Raw genomic sequence first — 24,845 nt, 5'->3', positions numbered from 1 at the left:
CGATAGGAGCCGGTCTTGACAGCTTACAAGTTCCCATTCGCCGCGAGTGCGGCCGTTCTGGCAACCGTGCTGGCGGCAGGTCCCGTGTCGGCGGATGATCAGAACACGTGCGGTGACGAAACCCCGTGCGTTCTCGACAATGGCGAATATTACATTCATCTGCCGGAAAATCGCGACGAAAGCGCACCTCTCGGCGCGATCTTCTATCTCCATGGTCATCGCGGCAAGGCCGTCAACGCCATCCGCAACACGGGCTTCCAGCAGATGGCGGATGATCTGGGTGTCGCATTCGTTGCCGTTCAGGGCGTCAACGGCACCTGGTCGTTTCCGACAGCGCCGAGAAACCTGCGGGATGAACCGGTCTTTTTCGACACCGTCCTGTCCGACCTTGAGGACCGGTTCAATGTGGACCGGGACAAGACGATGCTTTCCGGTTTCTCATCGGGTGGCTTCATGACCTGGTACGTCGCCTGCGAGGATTCTGGCAAGTTCTCCGGCTATGCCCCGATCGCCGGCGCATTCTGGGAGCCGCTCCCGGATAATTGCCCGGCGGAGAACCCTTATCTTTTCCATGTCCACGGAACCAGCGACACCGTAGTGCCTCTTGCAGGCCGATGGCTTGGTGGCGGTAAGTGGAAGCAGGGTGACGTTTTCGAAAGCTTCGACGTCTGGCGGCGGCAGAACGACCTTGCCGATGCCCAGCCGGAGAAACTGACCGACGGCAATCTGGAGTGCGAACGCTGGGCACCGGAAGGCGGGCTGTTTGAACTCTGCCTTCACGACGGCGGCCACAGCATTGAGGCCAAGTGGATCAAGCGCGCCTGGACCGAGCTTGGAGAGATAAAGGGCTGGGACCGGAAAACCTGATTGGCGCCGGAACTGCTCTTTTCGTTTTGCCTTTGACGTTTGTGGACCCCCACCCCTAACCCCTCCCCACAAGGGGGAGGGGAACCAGGCCTCATTTTTTCGCCGCGCCTTTGGCGATCGGAGGCTTTTTGAACCAAGCTTAAAGCAACGGCACGGGCTCAATTCCCCTCCCCCTTGTGGGGAGGGGTTAGGGGTGGGGGTATAACCTGCCGAACGAACGAGCGCGGCTTCTGACCCTTCACCTCAGCCTGACAGGAATGTGAGGCAAGGTGTTGTGCAAGCGCTGGGGCTGGAGTTGACGGGCAAGGGCCTATATGTCCTTGTCCCGGTGAAACGTCAGTCAGCAGGTGTTGCGTGCCCCAGTCTTCCAACAAACCCGGTGCCTTGTCAGGCCTCGTTGTCCTCGATTTATCGCGCATTCTGGCTGGACCGACATGCTCGCAAGTGCTTGGTGATCTCGGCGCTGAAGTGATCAAGATCGAAAGGCCGGGCCGTGGCGATGACACGCGCGGCTGGGGCCCACCTTTTCTGAAAGATGCCGACGGCAACGAAACCGCCGAGAGCGCATATTATCTTTCTTCCAACCGCAACAAATCCTCTGTCGCCGTCGATCTGGCGAGCGTAGAGGGCCAGAAACTGATCTCCGATCTCGCGGCAAAAGCCGACATTCTGCTTGAGAACTTCAAGGTTGGAGACCTGAAGCGCCGTGGTCTCGACTACGACACGCTCAAGGCAGTCAATCCGGGTTTGATCTACTGCTCGATTTCCGGTTTCGGCCAGACCGGACCTTATGCCCACCGCGCCGGCTATGATTTTCTGATCCAGGGCATGGGCGGGATCATGTCGCTGACGGGGTTCCCGGACGACGAGGGTGGCACGGAAACCAAATGTGGTGTCGGTATCGCCGATGTGATGTGCGGCATGTACGCGGCCGTTTCAATTCTTGCTGCACTCAATCACCGCCATGCGACCGGTGAAGGCCAGCATATCGACATCTCACTGCTGGATGCGCAAGTGTCCTGGCTGATCAACCAGGGCGCCGGCTACCTGGTGTCCGGCGACGTGCCCGGGCGGCTCGGCAACGGCCATCCGACCATCGTTCCCTACGAGACCTTCCCGGCGAGCGACCAGTCCTTCATCATTGCAGTCGGCAACGACACCCAGTTCCGGAAATTCTGCGAGATTGCGGGCGCTCCCGAACTGGCCGATGACCCGCTATTTGCCAAGAATGCCGACCGTGTGCGTAATCGCAAAAAACTCATCCCGCTGATCCGGCGCCTGACGATCGAACGAAGCGCCGACGAATGGATTGCGGGTCTGGAAGAGGCGGGCGTCCCTTGCGGTCCGGTGAACGACCTCGGTCAGGTTTTCTCCGATCCACAGGTACTGGAACGCGGGATGCGGATCACGATGCCGCATCCACTGAGCGGATCGGTTGACCTGATCGGCTCACCCATCAATCTGGAAAAGACACCCGTCAGTTACGACAAGGCACCGCCGATGCTCGGGGCTGACACCGCCGATATATTGAAACGTCATCTCGGGTTGACTGACGAGGCGTTGACGGACCTCTCCGACAAGGGCGTTCTGGATCTCGGAACGATGTCGAACAGCAAGGAACAATCAAGAAAATGACAACCGGTGCAGACATTATCGCTGGCAAGCTTTTTGCTGCTGGCTGCCGCCATGCTTTCGGCATTCCCGGAGGCGAGGTTCTGGCGCTGATGCAGTCGCTGGACCAGGCAGGCATGAACTTCGTGCTGGTCAAACACGAAAACGCTGGTGGCTTCATGGCCGAAGGCGGCTGGCATGCGGACGGTGCGCCCGGTGTCCTTCTTGCGACGATCGGGCCGGGCGCGGCGAATGCAGTGAATGTCGTTGCCAACGCCTGGCAGGACCAGGTCCCGCTGATCTTCTTGACCGGTTGCGTCGACCAGGGAGAGGCAGAAAGCTACACACACCAGGTCTTCGATCATCAGCAATTGCTGCGCCCGATCGTCAAGGCCAGCTTCTCCGCGCGTCTTGGAGCACTCGATGTCATTATGGAAAAGGCGCTCGCAATCGCTCTCGACGGCCAGCAGGGACCGGTTCACATCGATGTCCCGATCAAGGTTGCGGAGACCGAAACGTCTGAAGCCTGGACAAACACGTTTCGAGCGGCACCTGTCGCAAGCGCGCCGGCAAAGGGAGCTGACCTTGATACGGCCATTGAGCTCTTTGCAAGGGCGGAGCGGCCGATTGCGATTGCCGGTGTTGATGCTGTCAATGAAGGTGCTTCCGAGGCGATCAGTGAGTTCTGCAAAAAATTCAATATCCCGCTGGTAACGAGCTACAAGGGCAAGGGGCTTCTTGACGAGAACAACCCTCTTGCACTTGGCGGCGCAGGACTGTCGCCTAAGGCCGACGGGCATCTTCTGCCGTTGATCAATCAAAGCGACTGTATCCTGCTGCTCGGCTACGACCCGATTGAAATGCGCATCAACTGGCGCAACCCGTGGCAGAATGATGCCTCGGTCATTGATATTACGCCGGTCTTGAGAACGCACGGCATGCACAGCGTGACAGCAACTCTGCGGAGCGCTGTGACGCCAGTCCTGGAAATTCTAGGCAATGCGCGAAACCCGGAACAGGTCTCATGGCGGGAGGGGGAGCCGGAGGCGGTTCGGAAAGATCTCAATGCGGCCTTCGCCCCGGAAGAAAGCGGTTGGGGGCCGGGAACCGTTTTTCACACCCTGCGCGATGTCATGCCGGCCGACACGGTCGCAACCGCCGACAGCGGAGCCCACAGGATTCTGGTCAGCCAGATCTGGCGCTGTCCGATGCCGCGCCAGATGCTGCAGTCGTCAGCCCTGTGCACCATGGGCTGCGCGGTGCCGCTGGCCATGGGACACCGGCTGGTTGAGGGCAAGTCGCCGGTCATCGCCTTTGTCGGCGACGCCGGGCTGGAAATGTGCCTGGGCGAACTCTCGACTCTTCGTGATCTGAAAATCCCGGTCATCATCTGCGTCCTCGTCGACACAAGTCTGGCACTGATCGAGCTGAAACAGCGCGGCAGCCAGCGTCCGAATGTGGGTGTCGATTTCGGCGAAACCGACTTTCCCGCCGTTGCCCGCGCCTATGGCGGTCACGGCGTCTGGATTGAAACGGAGGCCGATCTCAGGCGCGAAACCGCCGACGCGCTGGCACGAGACGGCTTCACGATGCTGGCCTGCCGGATCCCGCGCCGCGCCTATGATGGGTCGTTTTAGGCTGCGTGTCTGAACAGTCTCGACACAGATGCGAGAGACGAACAGAACGCTCGCTTGTCTTTGTGGCCGCTACGGCATCACCGCCGTGGCTTCGATCTCGACTAGGAATTCGGGAAGGGCGAGCGCCTGGACGCCGAGCCAGGTGTTGGGAGCCGGGGTGACATCGCCCCAGAATTCACCAAGAGCCATGCCGACAGGTTCGAGCTTCTCCGGAGAGTGGTTGACGACATAGGTTCTGAGGCGGATCAGGTGCTCCGGGCCAAGACCCAGATCGGCAAGAACCGCCTTGAGATTGGCAAGGCACTGCCTGGCTTGTGCGTTCAGGTCATCGCCGCCAACAAGCTGGCAGTCCTTGTCCCAGGCGACCTGGCCGGCAAGATGCAGGAGCCTGCCCGGCTCCGAAACGGCTGCGTGGGAGAAACCCCACTGGACGCTGTTGTAGAGTGTTTCGGGGTTGATACGATCGGACATGAGACCCTCTTCACAAGACACGGTAGGCCTTCACTTTAGCCGAGTGCCCGGTATTGGCCACCCCTTGCGCGATACGATTCTGTTACCTGCCACTGTTGACGTGCGCGGCGGCAGGGAGCTTGGCCGCGCCCGGTTATTCAGACCGTCCTGAACCGGTTCCTCCGGCCGCTCTGTCTAGAGGCCGACTGTCGCATCTTGCGCTGTAGTAAGGGCGTCGGCCTGGGTGAAGAGTAACGGCGTCAGACTGAAATCCAGAATACGGACACCGACCGCATCGCCGCCTCCGAACAGGTCGACCGGGGAGAGCCTCAGGAGAAGCGAGTTCGGTTCAATTTCTTGGGCGCCGAATGTTGCAAAGGCTTAGCTTCCCCGGATCGTATCACCCGCGGCAACGGGAACCGCAACCGCGGCGCTCGACAGGAACCCCCAAATTGCGGCAGTCGTGATAAACGCCCTCAACATCTTGAAAACGCCTTTCTATGAAAAAGCCGACTATTTCGCCTTGGACACCGGTGCCGTGAAAATGGCGTCCTGGATCAAGCGGCAGGCGTTGGGGCCGGCCGTTCCGTCGGCCTTCGCCGTGTCGGGGAATGGGGGCGGCAGGCTGTCGTCCCGGCAACCGCCGCGATAACTCGTGAGCATCGAGGCGGCGATGTCCGGCAGCAGCGCACCATGATCGTTGAGCACCAGATGGATCTCGCTCGTCTCCGGCCTGTCGAACCGCTGGTCGTACCAACCACCGGAAACGCTGCCGGCGGGAAGGTATGCGGCAAAGTGTGCACGCCCGTCGGGGCTGTTGACGACCCCGTCGGCGTAAACGATCTGCGTGCCGACCTCTGCGGCTCTGCCGATGACGTCCTCTGCGGTGCAGGGCGTTGCCGAGCAGTTCTCCGGCCGTGTCATGATCACCCACCACGCCGTCGTGACATGGCCGGGAACGAGTTCGGACGTCCGCAGGGTCATTGTTGCCCCGCTGGCCGTTCGCGACAGCCGGGCTTCCGAGCTCTTGATCGGTTTTGCCGGTTGCTCGGCCGTCGCCATGTGTTCCACCGTTCGCGAGATCATCACCGCTTCGGTCGCGTGGGCTCCTGTTGCAAGGACGGCAAAGCCGGCTGTGGAGAGGAAGGCCTGCCGGATCAATCTGGAATAAGTCAACATCGTCTGGTCCTTTCAAGCGTGGGTCTTCAGCGGGAAAGAGTGCGCTAGCCGGTGGAAAGGGCGTCTGGCGCAATATTCTGGTTGAATCTGAAAAGGTTGGCCGGGTCGTACTTGCGCTTGATCGCGGCAAGACGGGCGAGATTGCCGCCATAGGCGCGCGGCGCGTTGCCTTCGGTCTCGGCGATGAAATTGACATAGGATCCGGGTACCGCATGTACCGCAATCTGTTCCGAAACGTGCTTCAGCCAGCCGATCATCCGGGCGTCGTCTTGCTTATTGTGCCAGCGCACACCCGGCGTCGTCATGAACGGGATCTGACGATGCGGGAATGCGGTGGCATCGTCGCTAACGTCGGCGACGGCACCGCCAAGGAGGCAGATCAGCAGTTCCGATTCCGGGCTCGGGAGACCGTGGGCCAGATCCACGAGCAGATCGATCAAGGGGGGTGACAGGGTGTGATGGTTGTGCGCACGCCAGTAGTTGCGCGCGCCGAAGTCATAGGCGGCATCGAGAAAGCCCTGCGCCTCCGTATAGGGCCTGGGCGTAAGTGCACTTCCGAGCGGTTCCGAACCGGCGTAGAGAGATCGCAGGTCAGCTTGCGCTTCCCCCACGGTGCCTGCATGAAACTGCATTAGCGTCAGGATCTTGGTCCCGTGAACGCTCTTGGGCAGAACTGGCACAGGCGGCGCGGTCATCAGGTTCGCCCAAACGCAGGCCTTTCGCGGCAGCAAGGGAGCGTGTTCCGCGTAAGCGGTCAAAACCTCTCGCGCGTCTTTCAGCGCAAAGAAGGTCGGGCCGAAGAGAACCTGTGGCCCGACCGGATGCAGCCTGAATGTGAATTCGGTCACGATACCGAAATTGCCGCTGCCACCGCGAAGCGCCCAGAAAAGATCCGGGTGTTCATCCTGCGAGCAGACCGCGACCGTACCGTCCGCCAGCACGATTTCCGCTGAAAGAAGATTGTCGATCGCAAGACCGTGTAGCCGCGCCAGCCATCCGAAACCGCCGCCAAGGGTCAACCCCGCGACACCGGTCGAGGAGACGACGCCACCCGGCGCGGCCAGACCATGGGCCTGTGCGGCAGCATCGAATTCGGCCCAGGTTGCGCCACCGCCAACGCGGGCAATCAAGTGTTCGGCATCGATTTCGATGTCTTTCAGGTCCGACATGTCGATCATCAACGCACCGTCGGCAACGGCCGACCCGGCGATGTTGTGGCCGCCGCCTTTGATGCAGACCTTGAGGCCGCACGCAGCGGCGGTCGTGACAGCGTGGCGGATATCGTCGTGATCTCCGGCACGCACGATAACGGCGGGGAACCGGTCGATTGACGCGTTCCAAACCTGCCTGCGCTGGTCGTAACCGGCATCGCCGGGAAAGACGGCAAGCGAGCCGAGACGTTCCGCCAATCGGGAAATGAGAAGGTCTTCCATACCGTCGTCCAGTGTCCGCTTTCCGTTGATCTTGGCAGCAGCGTGCCGGGAATTGCGGACGCGAAAAACTCATGAATATGCAGTAACTCCAGATTCTGGAGTTGTCCGGCTTCAGGCCCCGCCGTACTCTTTTTGAGAAATGATGCCAGACGTGAGGAGTGCCGGATGCCGTATAAGGGTTATGGACAGTACTGCCCGCTTGCCTTGGCTGCAGAAGTCCTTTGCGAACGTTGGACCCTGCTTGTCATCAGCCGGGTGATTGATGGCTGCACGCGTTTCAACGAAATTCACCGGGGTGTGCCCAAGATCTCCGCAACGCTGTTGAGCCAGCGCCTGTCGAGCCTGGAACACGCAGGGCTGATCACGCGCCGTGCGCTCGATAACGGCCGCGGTTTTGCCTACGAACTCACCGATGCCGGGCGGGATCTCGATCCGATCATCATGAACCTGGCGGTCTGGGGCCAGAAGTGGTCCCGGGACATGGAAACGGAAGATCTCGACCCCGCCTTCCTCGCTTGGAGCATGCACACAAGGCTGAACGTGGATGCAATGCCCGAGAAGCGGATCGTGATGGAGTTTGCGTTTTCCGGTACCCACAAGGGCTTCAGCCGTTTCTGGCTGGTGGTGGAGGACGGTGAGGTCGACATGTGCCTGAAATATCCGGGCTTTGAAGAGGATCTGTCGATCTCGTCGGATATAAGGCGGTTCGTCGAAGCCTGGCGTGGCCTGCGTGATCTGCGCAGCGAAATCGCCAACGGGCACATCACCGTGGTCGGCCAGGAAAAGTATCGTCGCGCCCTTCCGGACTGGCTGATGCTCAGCGCGCTCGCGCGCTTCCCCAGACAAACGGGTGCCGAGGCGGATCTGGGCGGAAAGGCGCAGGTCGCGCAGGCGGGCTAACGAAGCTCTTGTCAGGGTTTCTGCGGCGCGTGTCTGAATGCGTTTTGAACCGCCACCGGACCCGGTGAGACCCGCGCTGCAATCCGTTCCCTAATGCAGTCAGGCTGCGGACGAAAGCGGCGTCTCGCGCCGCGACTTCAGCCAGAGACCCGCTCCCAGAAGAACGCCGATCACGTCGGTCCGCCAGTCTCCCGAAATCATGCAGAGCGCTGCTCCAAGCAACAGAACGCGCCAGATGGGTCCAAGCGGACCCATCAGGTAACCCTGCACAGCGCCTGACAGGAAGTAGACACCAATGATTGCGGTTATGGCGTTGCGGATGATCTCGAGCCAGCCCGCCTCCATCAGAAGGCCGGGGCTATAGAAGAACATGTAAGGAACAATGAAAGCGGCAAGGCCGACACGGAATGCGGTCACGGAGGTGCGCATCGGTTCGGCTCCGGCAATCGCTGCGCCCGCATAGGCGGCGAGCGCCACCGGCGGTGTGATCGCCGAGACGACCGCGAAATAGAAGACGAAGAAATGTGCGATCAACGGCTCGATGCCAAGTTCAATCAAGCCGGGGGCCACGACCGAAGCGGCGACCGCGTAGGCCGCTGTGGTCGGCATTCCCATGCCCAGAATGATCGAGATGATCATCGCGAAAATGAGTGCAAGCAGCTTGCTTGTTTCGGCCAGTTCGAAAAGAAGGGATGAAAACCGCGCACCAACGCCGGTCAGTGAGATCACGCCGACGATGATGCCTGCGGTCGCACAGACCGAAATGATCTGGATCGACATTTGCGAGGCATTGCGCAGCGCCTCGATGATCTCGCGCGGACCCATCTTGAAAGGTGTCAGCCAGCTCACGACAGCGGCGGATGCAATCGCGAGCGTTCCGGCGCGGATCACCGAATAACCGAGAAACAAAGAGCCCACGAGAATGATGATCGGCAGGAACAGGAAGGCCTGCTTCGCCAGGTTCCGGAACTTCGGCACCTCTTCATTTGTCATGCCGCGCATGCCGAGCCGGCGCGCCTCGAAATCGACCATGAAGTAAATCGACACGAAATAAAGCACGGCTGGAATGAGCGCGGCGATCACGAGCTCGGTGTAGGGAATGCCTGTGATCTCGGCCATGATGAACGCACCGGCACCCATGATAGGCGGCATGATCTGGCCGCCGGTCGACGCGGCGGCTTCAATCGCACCGGCCGATTGCGGCCGGTAGCCGACACGTTTCATCAGCGGGATCGTCAGCGAGCCTGTCGACACAACGTTGCCCGCAGAGGTGCCGTTGATCATGCCCATCAGACCTGATGCAAACACCGCGACCTTGGCGGGGCCCCCGCGCGCACGGCCTGCCGTGGCAAAGGCGAGGTTCACGAAATAGTCGCCGACCTTGGAGCTTTGCAGGAAGGCCGCGAAAATAATGAAGAGGATGATGTAGGTCGACGACACCGCCGTCGTCGGGCCGAGAATGCCGTTGTCCGTGAAGACGTAACTGAAGAAGCGCTTTGCATCGTAGCCACGGTGTTCCAGAAAGCCGGGAAGCCAGGGGCCGAGAAAGGAGTAGGTGACAAATACGGTCGCGATGACGACGAGCGCCATGCCGGCGACACGCCGCGTGAGTTCGAGCATGAGTGCCATGGCAACGAAGGCCGCCCAGGCATTTTGCGGATCGGCGAACGGCGTGCCTGCCCGAAGTCTAAGATTGAGCGCATCCAGGCTGAGCGCGATGAAGCCGGTCGACGCAATGCTGGCGAGCATGAGCACCCAGTCGATCGGTGAAACCGACCCATCCTTGCCGCGCAAAAACCAGCCAGCGAAAATGGCAAGCATTGTTCCGGAGCCGAGCGCGATCCCGAAATACGCAAAAGTCGTGTCGGGATTTTGAACCGTGCCGCTGCTCCAATACTGGCTTAGGCCATAGGCGGTGAGGGCGAGTGCGTAGAGAACAGGTAGTCCGGCGAGAACCGCGATGATCCACTCCAGCCTGTCGTTGCGCCAGCGCTTGTCGTTGCCCACAAGCAGCACACCCGTCAGAGCGAACCCCAGGACGAGCGCACCTAAGATGTGGAGAATGCGAAAGAGCCAAGTTTCAAGCGGTGCAATGTTCAGGCTGTAGAGGTGCCAGGCGGCGTAAAGCACACACAGAAGGCCGAACACTTTTCCTTGCCAGCCTTCAAGGCCGGTATGCGCGTCACGATCGACGCTGGCGGAGATGGGCTCGGAGGGGTCTGACATGGCGGCAGGGTCTCAAAGGTTCGCGCACTGAGCCCGAGCCGCGATAGCGGCTCGGGCGTTTTCCAATCAGCGAAAGGATAGCGGAAATCAGCCGCCCAGGGCTGGGTCGATTTCGAATCCGTTTTCCTTGAACCAGCGCACAGCGCCTGGATGCCAAGGAATGAACGCGTTCTTGTCGTAGTTTTCAGGAAGCGTTTCGATGGCAGCCTTGTGAATGTCGAGCATCTTCGGATTGTTGCTCATCACGGTGTCGACCACTGCGTAAACGAAATCATCCGGCAGGTCGGCGCGGGCAATCGCGAAGTTCCACATGGAAACGCTTGCATGGTCTTCCCCTTGGGACGGATAGGTGTCCGCCGGGATGGTGAAGAGTGAAACCGGATGGTCCTCGGCGATCTTTTTCGCCTGCTCTTCGGTCATGCCGAAAAAGTTCACATCCGCCTGGGCTTCTACCTGCGAGAAAGCCGGGAAAGGAATGCCTGCCGCCCAGGTATAGACGTCGATCAAGCCGTCCTGCAGCTGACCGGCCAGGTCGGCTGCACCACCATGTTGGGCGTCGACATTCTTGCCGAGCGTTTCAAAGAAACGGGGCCAGTAGGTGCCGGGCGTGCCGCCAACCGGGCCGAAGCCCACTGTCGCGCCGTCAGGTATCGCATCAAGGCTGTCGATGCCGGAGCTTTTCAGCGTCATCACATGGAACGCGGTCTTGTACATCGGGAATATCGCCCGGATGTTATCGTGCTTCAGACCAGGGGCGAGCGCACTTTCACCATTGATGGCATCAAAGGCGGGACCCATTGTGACCATGCCGAAATCGAGATCGCCGGTTTGCACCAGCGCCGCGTTCTGGACCGGTCCGGCCGTTACTTCAGCGCCGCCTGGAATGCCAAGCGCGTCGGCAACCATATTGGTCCAGCCCGACCCATAGACGAAATAGGTTCCGCCCTGGCTTGCAGTGCCTACGGAAAAGCTGGTCGGCCAGTCACTGCGATCTTGCGCCAGTGCAGCCGGGGCGAGAAAACTCGCGGTGAGTACCACGGCCAGTGTCGCCGGCACTCGTTTTGAAAAAAGGCTCAATAAACCTGTCACGCCATTTGAAACCATCGAATTCCTCCTCAGATCAAGACGACCTACATCTTGTTCGTTCAAAGAGTCCCAGTTGCATGTCCAGCGATGCTTGGAGTCTTTGGAGGATCACATTGAGCAGAAATTCCAATAATCAATATCCAGTGCGATAACATTTTAGACAGGACTTGCTTTTTTTATACGTCAAAGCAATCGCGTGCGGCTGTGAGGCTGGATTACGAGAGCGCGACACGGAGATATTGAGCAGCCGAGAGTGCTTTTCAAAGAGCGCTTGAATTTGCGCGTGCAAGTCAAACATCCGTTTCAGTTTTCATGAAGAACAGACTTGGTTCAAACCGCCGGCAGGTCGTTCTTTTCTGCACGCAGCCTACGGGCGGTCTGCGCTCCCTTCTTTGGTTACTGGACCTCTGCCTTTCGTCCGCTTATGTTGCACCTGCGAAATAAGCAGGGCATCGGCGGGAACCGAAGGCCTGGGAGGATGAAGAATGATAATCTGCCGGACAAAGGCGGAAATGCGGGAAACCGTGCGGAATTGGAAGCGGGCAGGTGAAACGGTTGGCCTTGTTCCCACCATGGGATACCTGCATGAGGGGCATCTTGAGCTGGTTCGCTTGGCGCTTGGTAAAGCGGACCATGTTGTTGCAAGCATTTTTGTCAATCCAACCCAGTTTGGTCCGAATGAAGACCTGGAGAGCTATCCGCGGGACGAAACACGGGATCTGGAACTCCTGATCGCCGAAGGCGTTGACGCTGTTTTTCTTCCGGGCGTGGACGAAATGTACGGGGCGGGCGGCGACACTTATGTCGAGGTGCCGGGCTTGTCCGGTATATTGCAGGGTGCTTTGCGCCCCGGGCACTTCCGGGGTGTCTCGACAGTGGTCACCAAGCTGTTCAACATCGTAATGCCTGATATCGCCGTTTTCGGTGAGAAGGACTACCAGCAACTCATTCTGATCCGGCAAATGGTACGCGATCTCGACATGCCGCTGGAGATTTTGGGGCATCCGATCGTGCGCGAAGACGATGGTTTGGCGATGTCTTCGCGCAATGTTCGCCTGACAGAGAAACATCGGTCAGAGGCTGTTGTCCTGAACCAGGCGCTTAACAGAGCCGAAGACCTTGCCAAAGCGGGATCTCCGATTGCTGAAATTGAAGCCGACGTGAGGTCCGCGCTTGCCGGGGCCCCGTCCGCCGAAGTCAAAAGCATCGACATACGAGATGCACAAACCTTGGACGAAGTATCGGGTGAACTGAACCGCCCCGCCGTTGTGCTGCTTGCGGTCCGCTTTGGCACCGTTCTTCTAATCGATCAGCGCGTCGTCGCGCCGGGCACCTGAGCTGAAAGGAACTCGCCATGAGCGTTCAAAAACCTGTCCGCCGTTTGACAGCACCGCAAATCGCCAAGCGCAAGGGCGGCGATCCGATCGTCTCGCTGACCTCCTATCACGCGCATACGGCAGCCATCGTCGACAAGTTCGCCGATTTCATTTTGGTCGGCGACAGTCTCGGCATGGTCATGCATGGCATGGAGTCGACGGTCGGTGTTTCTCTTGATCTGATGATCATGCATGGAAAGGCCGTTGTCCGGGGCACGAAACGGGCACTTGTTGTTGTCGATATGCCCTTCGGAACCTATGAGGAAAGCGCTTCCGAAGCCTTCCGCAATGCTGCCCGGGTCATGAAGGAAACCCAATGCGGCGCCGTCAAGCTTGAAGGTGGTGTGCGGATGGCCGACACCATCCGCTTTCTGACCGAACGCGGCATCCCGGTCATGGCACATATCGGCCTGACACCGCAGTCGGTCCACGTCATGGGGGGCTTCAAGACGCAGGGGCGGCATCAGGACGACTGGGACCAGCATTTCGAAGATGCGACCGCCGTGACCGAGGCCGGTGCCTTCGCCGTCGTTCTTGAAGGCATGGTCGAGCCACTTGCTGCACAGATCACCAGGGAAATCCCGATCCCGACCATCGGCATCGGCGCGTCCGCGGACTGCGACGGACAGATCCTGGTTCTGGAGGACATGCTCGGTCTCAATCCGACACCGCCGAAATTCGTAAAGGTCTACGGCGATCTCGGTGGCCAGATCGAAGCGGCAGTCAAGTCTTATGCTGACGACGTGAAGGAACGGAAATTCCCTGCCGAGGAACAGGTTTATCAGTTGCGCCAGGAAAAGTGAGCGCGGCCGATGCCTGTCCCGCCGGTATGGCACTCTTGGTTTCGAGAATTTTCATTCCGGTTTGACCTGCCGTGGTCCGGGAAATACGCAAAAACAGCATCCCCTATATCTCGGGTCGTCCCATGGCTCGACCATGGGACCCATGCCGCGACCCCATCCGATCGATGAGTTGAGTTTGAGGCTAGGGTACGGCTTGGATTGCCGGATCAAGTCCGGCAATGACGGGAGTTGTTGGCTTTCTCCCCTGACGTATCGTTCTCCACCGTTCAGGGCGATACGAAATAGACGCCCGATTTTCGGCTGCGCCTCCTGCCGAGTCAGCCTAATGTCGGGACATGCTGCTGAAACTGCCTGAATTCGACACGCTTTATGAAGCACTACTCAACCGGGATCCCGCCTATGACGGACGGGTTTTCGTTTGCGTGGCCTCTACCGGGATCTTCTGTCGCCTGACCTGCCCGGCCCGCAAACCGAAACGGGAAAACTGTACCTTTTATGAAACGGTCGCCGAATGTATCGACGCCGGTTTTCGTCCCTGCAAGCGCTGCAAACCGACAACACCGGAAGCAAGTGCGGACCCGGTCGTGAAGACATTGATTGAAGCCCTTGAGAAGCGGCCAGGTTATCGCTGGATGGAGCCGGACATTGTCCGGATGGGACTGGACCCATCGACGGTGCGCCGGGCCTTCAAACGGCATTTCGGCATGACGTTCCTTGAGATGGCGCGTCAGCGCCGGTTGCAGGAAGGCTTTTCAACGCTTGCCGGAGGCGGCAAGGTCATCGATGCGCAGATCACCGCGGGGTTCGATTCACCGAGCGCTTTCCGGGAGGCGTTCGCAAAGATCCTTGGGCAGGCGCCGGGGCACTTTTCGCAGGACCCTCTGCTGTTTGCCGATTGGGTCTCGTCCCCGCTCGGACCCCTGATCGCGATTACCGACAGCACTCAACTGCATTTGCTTGAGTTTCTCGACCGCAAGGCCCTGCGCTCGGAGTTCGGCAAGCTCCAGGGGTTTGCCAAGGGCCGAATTGGTTTCGGGCGCACCGAGGTCACCGATCAGATCCAGGAAGAACTGAACCGATTTTTTGAAGGCAGGTCCGGTAGCTTCGAAACGAAGCTCGCTCTTCATGGCTCGGCTTTTACCAAGGACGTCTGGCGGCAGCTTCTGAAGATCCCTGCGGGCGGAACACGCAGTTATTCCGAGTTGGCAAAAGAGCTGGGCCGGCCGGAGGCGGTCCGGGCGGTCGCGCGGGCCAATGGTGCCAACCAGATAGCGATTGTCGTGCCCTGCCACAGGGTTTTGGGCGCCGATGGCTCTCTGACCGGCTATGGCGGCGGGCTCTGGCGCAAACAACGCCTGATCGAGCTGGAGCGGAGCTATGGCGAAAAGCCCCGCTCCTGACCGTTCAAACGATCAGTCAACGTCGTCCCGGGTTACTCACGGTTCGGAGTGCTGGCTCTCGAAGCGTTAGCATTGTAGCCGTAGAGACTTGGATAGCGGCGTCGCCAGCTGATCGTTCCCTGAGGATCATAGGAAAGCACCAGCCCTTCGTAGCTGTCCATTTGACCGTGGGGGTAGGACTGCCTGTTACTGGCTTGCATTTCGGTCGCCGCAACCACATAGCAGCCGGTCAGGCGGGCAAAGGCGCGGATGAAAGCATGACCGTCGCCGCTGGTTGCGCCGACTGCGCGCAGCGCCGCCGTGACGGTCAGTGTGAGGTCCGGCAATTCTCGCAACCAGACAGCCGCGAAACCAGATTTTGAAAACCTTTCCCTTCACATCGGCCCAGGGTGCCATGGAACCGGAAGACAGTCCGGAGCCGAGTTGAAAAAAGGCCGGGAAGCCATGAGCGGTGAGGATCAGGTTGTCTATCCGTCCGCCGCGGGCGCGTCCTGCAGCGGCGACGACGCGGTCGACAATGTTGCGCTGGGTGTCCGACGAACTGACGGTCTGCGTTACGTCCATCGTGTAATTCACGGCGGCGCGGGCATCGTTGAGACACATGGAAGGGGAATTGATCGTAATCATCAAATGGTCCTTTTCAAATCATTGAAGACAGACTTGCAGGCCCCTTGTGAGGATCGGGAAAACGGATATTTCTTCCTCCATTCCATCACTTTCTTCACGTTACTCTGCAACACCTGTGGTGTCCGTGACTGCGATCACAGTTTTGAGTTGGGCAGGATTTCCGCGCGAATAACCTGGAGATTGAGCAGTTTTTGGTTGTAGTCTTCTGGGAAATTCACTTTCAGCGGGTAGCGGATCACGCTGACCGTGCAATCTATTTTGAGCTGCGCCGGCCTTGAGGCGACAAAACGGGGGCAAACTTGGGCATCCACAAAAAGGTCAGAAAGCTGAAAGCGGGTTCCGTCCTTGCACTCGAAGCAGAGCGCATCACCGACCCTGTCGTGGTCAGCGGTGTCAGCGGAACACGCGACAAGCCCGTCTATATCAGAGGCAAGAAACCGGTTGCTCCTAACAAGAATTCGGCGAAGCGGTCGCCATCTGTTTTCGCCACCGACGAAACGTTCAAGGACTTCAATCAGCGCGCCAACACACTCGCTCGGGCACACGAAGCCTCAGGAGAGTTTCCCGGCGTTTATTTCATGGCAGACCAAGCGCAGCTGATCCTGCGGGACTGCCAGTGGATTGTCCTGGAAGATCTCACGTTCGAAAACTGCTGGCCGACCGCGATCTACATCGAGAATTGCCAGCACATCACGATCAGGGGTGTCCACATCCGTGGTGGAACCTTTGCGATCGGGGCGACGGGCACCGACACGCGTCACCTGCTTATTGAAGACTGCGACTGGATTCAGGATCCGAGCTGTCACGGCGATGCGCAGATCCGGTCCATCCGGGATCATGGTTATCTGAAGGACGAGAAGGACCTGGAGTGCTGCCACCTCTTTCGGCAAACGGACTGGAACAAGATCCACGCGGATTCCAGCGTCACCGGGAAACCCGTCCAGGACGACGATGCCCGTGCCTATGACGGTGATTTCTTCCGCGCCTGGACGATAGCCGGCTACGTGATCTTGCGGAACAACTGCATCATGGACGCCTTTAACGGCATCCACTTTTTCAATCAGTTGGCGAAGGACGCACAGAAGCGGTGCTCGCGCAATGTGATGATCAGTGACAATTGGTTTGTGCGCATTCGCGACAACGCGGTCGAACCTGAAGACTATGCCTTTAACTGGACGGTCAGGCACAACAGGTTTGTCGACTGCTACGCACCCTTTTCCATTGAGCCCGACCGCTCCGGCTACTTTTACATCTATGGCAATCTTGGCTGGAGCCGTGCACGCCCCGGACCGGATCCTGAGGACCCGAAAGACCTGGTTACGGGCCGCCTCTTCAAATTTGGCACGGAGCACGAAGCCGTCGGTCCGCATTATGTCGTCCACAACACCTGGTTCGTGCGCAATCCCATGTTCAAGAAAAAGCGCATCAGCAATTTCCATCACCTGAACAATGTCGTCGCCTACAACGAAAATGCCGAAGACTTTTTTATCAATAAAGTCAATCCGTTCGGTCTCAAGTGGGAAACCCGACACGATCCGGACGCTGACTGGGACACCATTAAGCAACTGGAGAAGAAACGCTTCACCAAGGCCTGGAAAGAACTCGATATCACCGTCGATAACGACATGGTGGGACATCCGTCGTTTCCGTTGGAGCTCATTTCGGCCGGCTACCCGATTGGTCCGAGAGCTTCCGGAACAGCGCCGAAATTTTCAAAACCGCTCCACGGGCGTCCCGACGGTCTGAAGCTGACGAACGCGATTGCTGCAGCACGCGTCACGTTTCATTTGCCGGACGGCGGCAAGGTCATGAATTTCAAAAGCTACAAGCATCCGCTTTGCGTCGGCGCCTGGCAGGACGAGACATGTTTCACTCTGCCTGATCCTCTTTTTGTGTCCGACTGGGAGGTTCCGAAGCCTGCATCGTGAGGGCACAAGCCAGCCCCATCGTTGAACGCATTTCCCTTTCTGTGTCATACACCTACCGCCGCATGTCAGTGGGCTACACTCACAGCGGCTTGAACAAAACGGGGGAACGTAGTCATGACAGTCGGCATCATCGGGTTGGGGATCATGGGCGGGGCGTATGCCCAAAACCTTCTGAAGTCCGGTGAAACTGTCATAGGCGCCGATCTGTCGCAAAATGCCCGAGCAGCGCTCGAAGAGGCTGGAGGCCAGGCCTACGAGACGCCGGGTGAGTGGATCGCCGAATGTGAGTTGATTGTCCTCGCATTAGCAACGCCGCACGCGCTTGCATCCGTTTGTGAAAACCTGGCGGGCTTGCTTCAACCCGGGCAGATTGTCATCGAAACCGGCACATTCGCACTGGCTGACAAGGAAGCTGCAAGGTCGGTCTTGCAGAAAAGCGGCGCGGTCCTGCTTGATTGCCCGGTGAGCGGTACGGGCTCACAGGCAAAGGAGGCCGACCTGGTGATGATGGCGTCAGGTCCGGCTGAAAGTGTTGAAGCCGCGCGTCCGCTTCTGGATAAATTCACCAGGCTGGTGATGAATGTCGGTGATTTCGGCAACGGGACAAAGTTGAAATTCGTCGCCAATCACGCGGTTGCGGTTCACAACGCCGCCGCTGCGGAAACACTCAACTATGCGGACGCTCTCGGGCTGGATCGTGAATTGGTCTATCAACTGCTTTCCAAGGGCGCCGGACAGTCGCGAATGTCCGACTTGCGAATGCCGTTGATGATCAACGGATCCTACGATCCGCCAACAGCCAGCCTGTTGATGTTTGACAAGGATCTGAAAATCATCGGCGGCGACATTGAGGCCAAGGAAGTCTTCGCGCCGCTCTTCGAGGCGAGCCGCGCATTGTACGATTCTGCCATAAGAGAGTTGCCCGAGCGGCTCGACACGGCGTCGGTCTTTGAAGTGTATCGCGCAAAACGTGCAAAATGAGAGCGTACTGTGTGCGTTAATTGATCTTTCTTGGGCGAAAGCTGTGGCGATATGTGTGTCCGGCGCGTAATTTGTGTTTGGGTGATAACAGACTGAAAAACATAGGGAATTTGGATCAAGCTTGTCCAAATCATCGCGTTGGATCGAAAACCTAACTAAATTTGGCATAACTCACAGCACAGCTATGCAAAATCTAATGAACGATTCTTGGTTCAAGTCATTGAATTCTTAATCTCTCTCGCTTAAGTGTCGCCTCAAATGGCAACACCGTGTATCCGGAATTGATCCGGAGTCGAGGAGGTCGGCATGACCCGAGACGATTTGATCCGCGAATACAAGAACCAAGCCGGAACCTGGCAGGCTCTGGTTGGGGTCTATGGCGTTATTGTCGGTGTGATGGCTTTGTCCGGCTACCTGATGGTCGGCTGAGCAACCGATAGCCTTCTGTTTTCCGCAAGGAATCAAAAACCCCGGGACCTAGGTCCCGGGGTTTTTCTTTTTCAATGATCAGACGCTTGCCGCTTCGCCGATCGAGTCGGTTCCCCGCTCCTCGAGCAGCGTCGTCAACCAGTTCGGATCCATCTCCGGAACCGACGACAGCAGCAGGTCGGTGTAGGGGTGGTGCGGTGGTTTGAACATCTCGTCCTTCGGTCCCTGCTCAACCACCTTGCCCTTCTGCATCACCACCACTTCATCGGCGATCGAACGCACCGTCGCCAGATCGTGGGTGATGAACATGTAGGCGAGGTTCAGGTCCTGCTGAAGCTTGTCGAGCAGTTTCAGGATGCCTTCGGCGACAAGTTGATCGAGCGCGCTCGTCACCTCGTCGCAGATGATGAAGGACGGTTCCGCTGCAAGCGCGCGGGCAATGCCCACCCGCTGTTTCTGCCCGCCGGAGAGCTCGGGCGGGTAGCGGCTATAGAACTTTGCCGGATCCAGTTCGATCAGATCGAGCAGTTCGTCGACCCGGTTCTTCAGTTCTGCACCGTGCAGTCCGCCGTAGAACTGCGCCGGACGGCCGATGATCTCGCTGATCCGGATTTTCGGGTTCAGCGCCGTGTCGGCCATCTGGTAGATCATCTGCGCCTGGCGAAGCTGGTCCTTCGAGCGGTCCTGATAACGGGGTGGCAGGGCCTGCCCGTGAAACTGGATCTCACCCTTTGTCGGCGGCAGAAGTCCGGTGATGCAGCGTGCGGTCGTCGACTTGCCGGACCCGGACTCGCCGACGACGGCGACGGTCATGCCGGCAAAGATATCGAATGAGACATCATCCAGCACCTTCACCTTGCCATAGGCCGCGTCCACGCCCTTGACGGAGACGATCGGCACGGCATCGGAGCCGGTCGGGCGCTGCTTCTGCGGACGCTTGAAGCTGCGAACCGCCCAAAGGCTTTTCGTATAGTCTTCGGTCGGACTGTCCAGCATTTGCTCCGTTGGCGCTTCCTCGACCTCGTTGCCCTTCAGCAGGACCTTGATCGTATCGGCCATCTGCGCCACGACGGCAAGGTCGTGGGTGATGTAGATCGCAGCCGTGTTGAACTGGTCGACAATGTCCCTGATCGCGGCGAGAACCTCGATCTGGGTTGTCACGTCGAGCGCCGTCGTCGGCTCGTCGAAGATGATCAGGTCGGGACGGCAGGCCATGGCCATGGCTGTCATGGCACGCTGGAGCTGCCCGCCCGAAACCTGGTGCGGATAGCGGAAGCCGATTTCATCCGGATTGGGCAAGCGAAGGCGATGGTAGAGCTCCATCGCATCTTCCTGTGCCTCGACCCGCTTTTGAATGCGGTACTGGATCGGAGCTTCTGTGTGCTGGTCGATAATCCGGTGCGCCGGATTGAACGACGCGGCGGCCGACTGTGCCACATAAGCGATCCGCGATCCCCGCAAGGCTCGCAGGTCGCTTTCCGGTGTCGTGGTCAGCTCCATGCCATCGAAATCGATGGAGCCGCCGGAAATCCGGCAGCCATCCCTGGCAAATCCCATAGCCGCAAGGCCGATGGTTGATTTGCCGGCACCCGACTCTCCGATCAAGCCAAGGACTTCACCCTTGTGAAGGGTGAGATCGACGCCGTGGACGATCTCGATCCATTGCTCGTCGGAATAGCCCTCGATCCGAAGTTCCTTGATTTCCAGAAGGACATCTTTCTTAGGAACCATGCTCATACCTCCTTCAGGCCGGAGGACCGGAACAGCATCCAGTCGACGACGAAGTTGACCGCAACCGTCAGCAGCGCAATGGCGGCCGCCGGGATCAGCGGTGTCAGTTCACCAAATGAAATCAGTGTCGCGTTTTCGCGCACCATCGAGCCCCAGTCCGCGGTTGGCGGCTGGATGCCGAGACCGAGGAAGGAGAGGCCGGCAATCAGCAGGAACACGAAACAGAATTCCAGGCCGAATTCAGCGACCAGGGGAGCGGTCGAGTTCGGCAGGATTTCTTTTCGGATCAGGTACCAGTTGCCTTCACCGCGCAGTTTCGCGGCCTCGATATAGTCCATCACCACGACGTTGCCCGCCACCGCACGGGTCAGGCGGAAGACGCGCGGCGAGTAGATCAGGGCCACGATGATGACGATCACAACCAAGCTTGTGCCGAAGATGGACAGCATCAGAAGCGCGAAGATCAGAGACGGAACCGACATGATAACGTCGGCGACCCGGCCCATCAGCTGGTCGAACCAGCCGCCCTTCGTCGCAGCCATAAGGCCTGCGAAGGCTCCGAGAATAAAGGCGAGACCGGTTGCGGTCAGCGCCAGTCCGACGGAGTTTCGCGCGCCATAGATGATCCGACTGAACATGTCGCGGCCGAGCTGGTCGGCTCCAAGGAGCATGTTCTCATCCGCAGGTGCAAAGGCGGAAGAGATTACTTCCGCTTCGCCGAATGGCGCGATGACAGGCGCGAAGATACCGGCAATGGCGTAGGTGAATATCACGAACATGCCGAATGCGGCGGTCAAGGGCGCTGTTCTCAGTTCCTTGGCGACACCCTCCGGCGTGATGATGATCAGGAACTCGCGGAAGGCGTAGGAAACGCCGGCCGCAAGCGCGAGCAGACCCGCTGCGATCGTGATGAACCGAAGCGCCGGAACACCGCCCACGATCCCCGTCACAAAGGACACCAGGGTGAGGGAGAAGATCAGCAGAAAGATCTGACGTTGTTTGAAATACGCAGCCAGGCAGGAAGCCCCGATTAGCAGCGCATAATATCCGATGACGAATGAATTCATATCGCTGCCCTCACTTCGGATGACGCAAACGCGGGTTAGTGAGGATTGCTCCGACATCCGCTGCAAGGTTGAGCAGGATGAAGGTTGCAGCGAAGATGAGACAGCACGCCTGGACGATCGGGAAGTCGCGTTTGGACACGGCGTCAACCAGAAGCTGGCCGATACCCGGATAGACGAAAACAACCTCGACCAGAACCACGCCCGTGATCAGATACGCAAGGTTCAGGGCAACAACGTTGATGATCGGTGCCCACGCATTGGGAAGCGCGTGCTTCACGATCACTTTCCATGGCGGCACCCCTTTCAGGCGCGCCATTTCGATATAGGGCGAAGCCAGAAGGTTGATGATCGCGGCACGCGTCATGCGCATCATGTGTGCCGTGACGACAAGAACAAGCGTGAGCGCCGGCAGGAACGTCCGGTGAAGCAATTCGCCGAAACTCATGTCGCTGCTGAGGCTCGCGATTGCCGGGAAGTATTGGGTTTTCACGGCGAGGTAGAGGATCAGAATGTAGCCGAGGAAAAACTCGGGGGAGCTGATGGATGTCAGAGTGACGACGTTGGCGACACGGTCAAAGATCGTGTTGCGAAGCAGCGCGACGATAACACCGAGTATGATCGATATCGGAACCGCGATCACGGCCGCGTAGGTCGCCAGAAACAGTGTGTTGATGAAGCGGTCGCTGATCGCCTCGCTCACCCGTTCCCCGGATATGAGTGAGGTGCCGAAGTCACCGGTCACTGCGCCGCCGAGCCATTGGAAATACCGAACGAGCGCGGGTTGATCGAGACCCATTTTTTCGCGCAATGCCGCGACGGTTTCAGGTGTTGCAGCCTGTCCGAGAACAGCTTGGGCAATATCGCCCGGCAGGAGCTCGACTGCGAAGAAAATCAGGAATGAGATCACCAAAAGCGTGATCAAACCTAAGCCAAGTCTCTTTAGGACCAGCTGTAGGATGTCCCCCATTTGTCCCTCCAGAATAAAGACGCCCGGCACCCCAATTGGCCGGAAGAGTGTCGGGCGCGGATCTGGAAGTGATCCCTGGTTTGTCTTGTGAAAAATAACCCGACACTTTGGGTGGAACTGCCCCGTGGGACAGTCCCGGTGCAAAAAAGCGGCAGGCCGGAACCTGCCGCTTGTGTCTGGTTAGCCCTCGAACCACCAGCGGTGCGTTCCACGTGCACCATCGGTTTCCCAGGAAGCCGCCACGCTAGGACCGTGCTTGACGTTCTTGCGCCGTGCATAGACGAAGTTGACGAACATCGGGATGATGGTGCCACCGTCGTCGCGGGCGAGCGTGCACATTTCGTGATACATCTCTGCGCGGCGGGTCTCGTCGAGTTCCGCTTTGGCCTGAAGCAGCAGCTCGTTGAAGCGGGCGTTCTTCCAATGCGACTCGTTCCAGGCGGCATCGTCCTTGTAGGCCAGGGTGAACATGTTGTCCGGTGTCGGACGTGCACCCCATTTCACGAAGACGAACGGCTTCTTCAGCCAGACATCCGACCAGTAACCGTCGCTTGCTTCACGGACCGGCTTGAGGTCGATACCAGCCTTCTTGGCCTGTTCGGAGTAAAGAACGACCATGTCGACCGCACCCGGCAGCACGCTGTCCGTGGCGGACAGGCTGACGGAGAGGTTTTCCATGCCGGCCTGCTTCAGATGCCACTTGGCTTTTTCCGGATCGTACGTGCGCTGCGGAATGTCAGCCGGGAAGTAAGGCATGTTCGGCGAGACGTGGAAGTCGTTGCCGGGCGTGCCGGTGCCGAAGACGATCTTTTCGACGATTTCCTCGCGGTCGATCGCCAGTTTCAGGGCCATGCGGACGTCCACATTGTCGAACGGAGCAACATCGCAGAACATCGGCAGCGTGATTGCGGAGCCAGACGGAATGTTGTCGAGTTCCACATCCGGATGGCGCTGCAGAAGGGCCATGGTTTTCAGGTCGACGGAAGAGATCGCGTCGACATCGCCGGTCACAAGCGCCGTCTGACGGGCATTCGGGTCGTTCAGCACGGTCATGTCGACGCGGTCGAACCAGGCGCCTTCACGGTGCCAGCCGTCGTGACGAACCAGCGAGGTGCCGATGCCGAATTCGTTCTGCTCGATCTTGTAAGGGCCAGCGCCGACACCGCTTTCCCAATCAACCGTGCCGTCGTCGCGCGCCGGCAGCATGACCAGGTGGTAGTCGGTCAGGATCCAGGGAAGGTCTGCGAAGCCCTGGCTGAGTTCAATGACGACGTGCTTGTCACCGTCGGCCTTGATGTCGACAACACTGTCGAGCAGCGCCTTCGCTGCGGAAGTCGACTTTTCACCGCGGTGGAAATTCAGTGATGCAACAGCGTCGTTGGCGGTGAACTTGCGACCGTCATGGAAGGTTGCATCTGTGTTCAGTTCGAAGGTCCAGGTCTTCGCGTCCGGGCTTGCTTCCCAGCCGACAGCCATGTCGGGGCCAAGGCCGTTTTCCTCGGTGATTTCGGTCAGATAGCTGCGATGCGTGTGCGCGAGCTGGATGGAATAAACGCTCTGATACGTACCCGGATCGTGGCTGTCACTCGAGTTACCGTCGTGCACGCCGTAACGGAATGTGCCACCACGTTTCGGTTGCGCTTTTGCCTGGGACGTCCAAAGACCGGTTGCCGTGGAGGCCGTTACACCGGCAAGCATGGAATACTGCAGGAATTCACGCTTGGAGATGCCGCCCGTGCGCGCGGCCTTCTCCAGGTTATTGAGTAACTCCGGATTCTTGGATTTTGTCATACTTACTCCCCTTTTGGATTCTTTGCCGGACATTGAACCGGCGATTTTCCCAAATGTAGCTTCAGCATTTTTCGGGTATTTGCAAAGCTCATATGCGACATTTAATCAGCAAAACACGAACAGTGCCGATTCCGCTACCCTTTTGACGAAATTCTTCCTTTCAATTTTTTGATCGTGATTAACTCCAATTTTTCTGCGTTGCAGCACAGAATTTGACCATTTGCTTCACTTTTGAGCAGCAAGCCGCCATCTGAGCTCATTGGATGCTGCCAATATTATTGAATACTTAGTCAACATCTGGCAATGCGTCAGAAATTAACAATTTTTAACCTTTAAAACAGTAGCTCCCCAAGCTT

Annotated in this window: 21 protein-coding genes; 11 read left to right on the top strand and 10 right to left on the bottom strand. The window is 58.6% G+C overall.

The features are described from left to right. The first annotated feature begins 15 nt into the window (after positions 1-15). The 3 genes from RBB47_RS05040 to RBB47_RS05030 all read left to right on the top strand — a co-directional run bounded on the left by RBB47_RS05040 (position 16) and on the right by RBB47_RS05030 (position 4,115). Positions 16-867 carry a PHB depolymerase family esterase gene (locus RBB47_RS05040; protein ID WP_305984657.1) on the top strand — a complete coding sequence of 284 codons (852 nt, stop codon included), beginning with the start codon at positions 16-18 and terminating at the stop codon, positions 865-867. Between the two features lie 354 nt (positions 868-1,221). Further along, positions 1,222-2,502, top strand: coding sequence for a CaiB/BaiF CoA-transferase family protein (locus RBB47_RS05035; RefSeq protein WP_305984656.1), 1,281 nt, complete (start codon positions 1,222-1,224; stop codon positions 2,500-2,502). Then, positions 2,499-4,115, top strand: a complete 1,617-nt coding sequence (locus RBB47_RS05030) for a thiamine pyrophosphate-binding protein (RefSeq protein WP_305984655.1) — start codon at positions 2,499-2,501, stop codon at positions 4,113-4,115. The genes RBB47_RS05035 and RBB47_RS05030 overlap by 4 nt, the downstream gene beginning before the upstream one ends. Before the next feature lie 69 nt (positions 4,116-4,184). Here the strand turns inward: RBB47_RS05030 and RBB47_RS05025 are convergent, their stop codons facing one another. The 3 genes from RBB47_RS05025 to RBB47_RS05015 all read right to left on the bottom strand — a co-directional run bounded on the left by RBB47_RS05025 (position 4,185) and on the right by RBB47_RS05015 (position 7,177). Then, a complete protein-coding gene (locus tag RBB47_RS05025; protein ID WP_305984654.1) occupies positions 4,185-4,586 on the bottom strand; it encodes a RidA family protein in 402 nt (133 codons plus the stop codon). Positions 4,587-5,078: 492 nt separating this feature from the next. Then, the gene (locus RBB47_RS05020) at positions 5,079-5,744 is read right to left on the bottom strand and encodes a hypothetical protein (RefSeq protein WP_305984653.1); all 666 of its coding nucleotides are present in this window, start codon (positions 5,742-5,744) and stop codon (positions 5,079-5,081) included. 44 nt (positions 5,745-5,788) lie between these two features. Beyond that, positions 5,789-7,177 (bottom strand): FAD-binding oxidoreductase, encoded by a 1,389-nt coding sequence (locus RBB47_RS05015; protein ID WP_305984652.1) that lies wholly within the window; start codon positions 7,175-7,177, stop codon positions 5,789-5,791. Between the two features lie 165 nt (positions 7,178-7,342). On the opposite strand from RBB47_RS05015, the gene RBB47_RS05010 reads away from it, so the two are divergent. Continuing rightward, on the top strand, positions 7,343-8,077 hold the full coding sequence (locus RBB47_RS05010) for a helix-turn-helix domain-containing protein (RefSeq protein WP_305984651.1): 735 nt from the start codon (positions 7,343-7,345) through the stop codon (positions 8,075-8,077). Positions 8,078-8,176: 99 nt separating this feature from the next. Here RBB47_RS05010 and RBB47_RS05005 read toward each other — a convergent pair whose 3' ends face one another. Together RBB47_RS05005 and RBB47_RS05000 are read right to left on the bottom strand one after the other, a co-directional pair. Further along, positions 8,177-10,303: a TRAP transporter permease gene (locus tag RBB47_RS05005; RefSeq protein WP_305984650.1), complete on the bottom strand. Its 2,127-nt coding sequence runs from the start codon at positions 10,301-10,303 to the stop codon at positions 8,177-8,179. A gap of 87 nt (positions 10,304-10,390) precedes the next feature. Beyond that, positions 10,391-11,341 carry a TAXI family TRAP transporter solute-binding subunit gene (locus RBB47_RS05000; RefSeq protein ID WP_305984649.1) on the bottom strand — a complete coding sequence of 317 codons (951 nt, stop codon included), beginning with the start codon at positions 11,339-11,341 and terminating at the stop codon, positions 10,391-10,393. Positions 11,342-11,874: 533 nt separating this feature from the next. Here RBB47_RS05000 and panC point away from each other — a divergent pair. The 3 genes from panC to RBB47_RS04985 all read left to right on the top strand — a co-directional run bounded on the left by panC (position 11,875) and on the right by RBB47_RS04985 (position 14,968). Next, complete coding sequence (panC, locus tag RBB47_RS04995) at positions 11,875-12,726, top strand: pantoate--beta-alanine ligase (RefSeq protein ID WP_305984648.1); 852 nt, start codon at positions 11,875-11,877, stop codon at positions 12,724-12,726. A 17-nt stretch (positions 12,727-12,743) separates the two neighbouring features. Then, positions 12,744-13,568, top strand: a complete 825-nt coding sequence (gene panB / locus RBB47_RS04990; protein ID WP_305984647.1) for a 3-methyl-2-oxobutanoate hydroxymethyltransferase — start codon at positions 12,744-12,746, stop codon at positions 13,566-13,568. 335 nt (positions 13,569-13,903) lie between these two features. Next, positions 13,904-14,968, top strand: a complete 1,065-nt coding sequence (locus tag RBB47_RS04985; protein ID WP_305984646.1) for a bifunctional transcriptional activator/DNA repair enzyme AdaA — start codon at positions 13,904-13,906, stop codon at positions 14,966-14,968. 32 nt (positions 14,969-15,000) lie between these two features. On the opposite strand, the gene RBB47_RS04980 is transcribed toward RBB47_RS04985, so the two are convergent. After that, positions 15,001-15,294 carry a hypothetical protein gene (locus tag RBB47_RS04980; protein WP_305984645.1) on the bottom strand — a complete coding sequence of 98 codons (294 nt, stop codon included), beginning with the start codon at positions 15,292-15,294 and terminating at the stop codon, positions 15,001-15,003. 97 nt (positions 15,295-15,391) lie between these two features. Between RBB47_RS04980 and RBB47_RS04975 the strand changes: the two genes are divergently transcribed. The 4 genes from RBB47_RS04975 to RBB47_RS04960 all read left to right on the top strand — a co-directional run bounded on the left by RBB47_RS04975 (position 15,392) and on the right by RBB47_RS04960 (position 18,933). Then, complete coding sequence (locus RBB47_RS04975) at positions 15,392-15,796, top strand: hypothetical protein (protein WP_305984644.1); 405 nt, start codon at positions 15,392-15,394, stop codon at positions 15,794-15,796. Positions 15,797-15,894: 98 nt separating this feature from the next. Next, complete coding sequence (locus RBB47_RS04970) at positions 15,895-17,523, top strand: right-handed parallel beta-helix repeat-containing protein (RefSeq protein ID WP_305984643.1); 1,629 nt, start codon at positions 15,895-15,897, stop codon at positions 17,521-17,523. Positions 17,524-17,637: 114 nt separating this feature from the next. Further along, positions 17,638-18,504 (top strand): NAD(P)-dependent oxidoreductase, encoded by an 867-nt coding sequence (locus RBB47_RS04965; protein ID WP_305984642.1) that lies wholly within the window; start codon positions 17,638-17,640, stop codon positions 18,502-18,504. 306 nt (positions 18,505-18,810) lie between these two features. Further along, positions 18,811-18,933, top strand: coding sequence for a hypothetical protein (locus tag RBB47_RS04960; protein WP_305984641.1), 123 nt, complete (start codon positions 18,811-18,813; stop codon positions 18,931-18,933). A gap of 78 nt (positions 18,934-19,011) precedes the next feature. Here the strand turns inward: RBB47_RS04960 and RBB47_RS04955 are convergent, their stop codons facing one another. The 4 genes from RBB47_RS04955 to RBB47_RS04940 all read right to left on the bottom strand — a co-directional run bounded on the left by RBB47_RS04955 (position 19,012) and on the right by RBB47_RS04940 (position 24,489). Beyond that, complete coding sequence (locus RBB47_RS04955) at positions 19,012-20,670, bottom strand: ABC transporter ATP-binding protein (protein WP_371932741.1); 1,659 nt, start codon at positions 20,668-20,670, stop codon at positions 19,012-19,014. After that, entirely contained in the window at positions 20,667-21,731 is a 1,065-nt protein-coding gene (locus tag RBB47_RS04950; protein WP_371932740.1) for an ABC transporter permease, read from the bottom strand. The genes RBB47_RS04955 and RBB47_RS04950 overlap by 4 nt, the downstream gene beginning before the upstream one ends. Positions 21,732-21,741: 10 nt before the next feature. Next, positions 21,742-22,698, bottom strand: a complete 957-nt coding sequence (locus RBB47_RS04945) for an ABC transporter permease (protein WP_305984639.1) — start codon at positions 22,696-22,698, stop codon at positions 21,742-21,744. 180 nt (positions 22,699-22,878) lie between these two features. Then, the gene (locus RBB47_RS04940) at positions 22,879-24,489 is read right to left on the bottom strand and encodes an ABC transporter substrate-binding protein (RefSeq protein WP_305984638.1); all 1,611 of its coding nucleotides are present in this window, start codon (positions 24,487-24,489) and stop codon (positions 22,879-22,881) included. Positions 24,490-24,845: the final 356 nt, after the last annotated feature.

Origin of the sequence: Roseibium sp. MMSF_3544, assembly GCF_030732845.1 — a bacterium.
In the GTDB taxonomy this organism is placed as follows: domain Bacteria; phylum Pseudomonadota; class Alphaproteobacteria; order Rhizobiales; family Stappiaceae; genus Roseibium.
The sequence above is the reverse complement of the archived record's forward strand: the minus strand, read 5'-3'. Positions and strand labels throughout refer to the sequence as shown.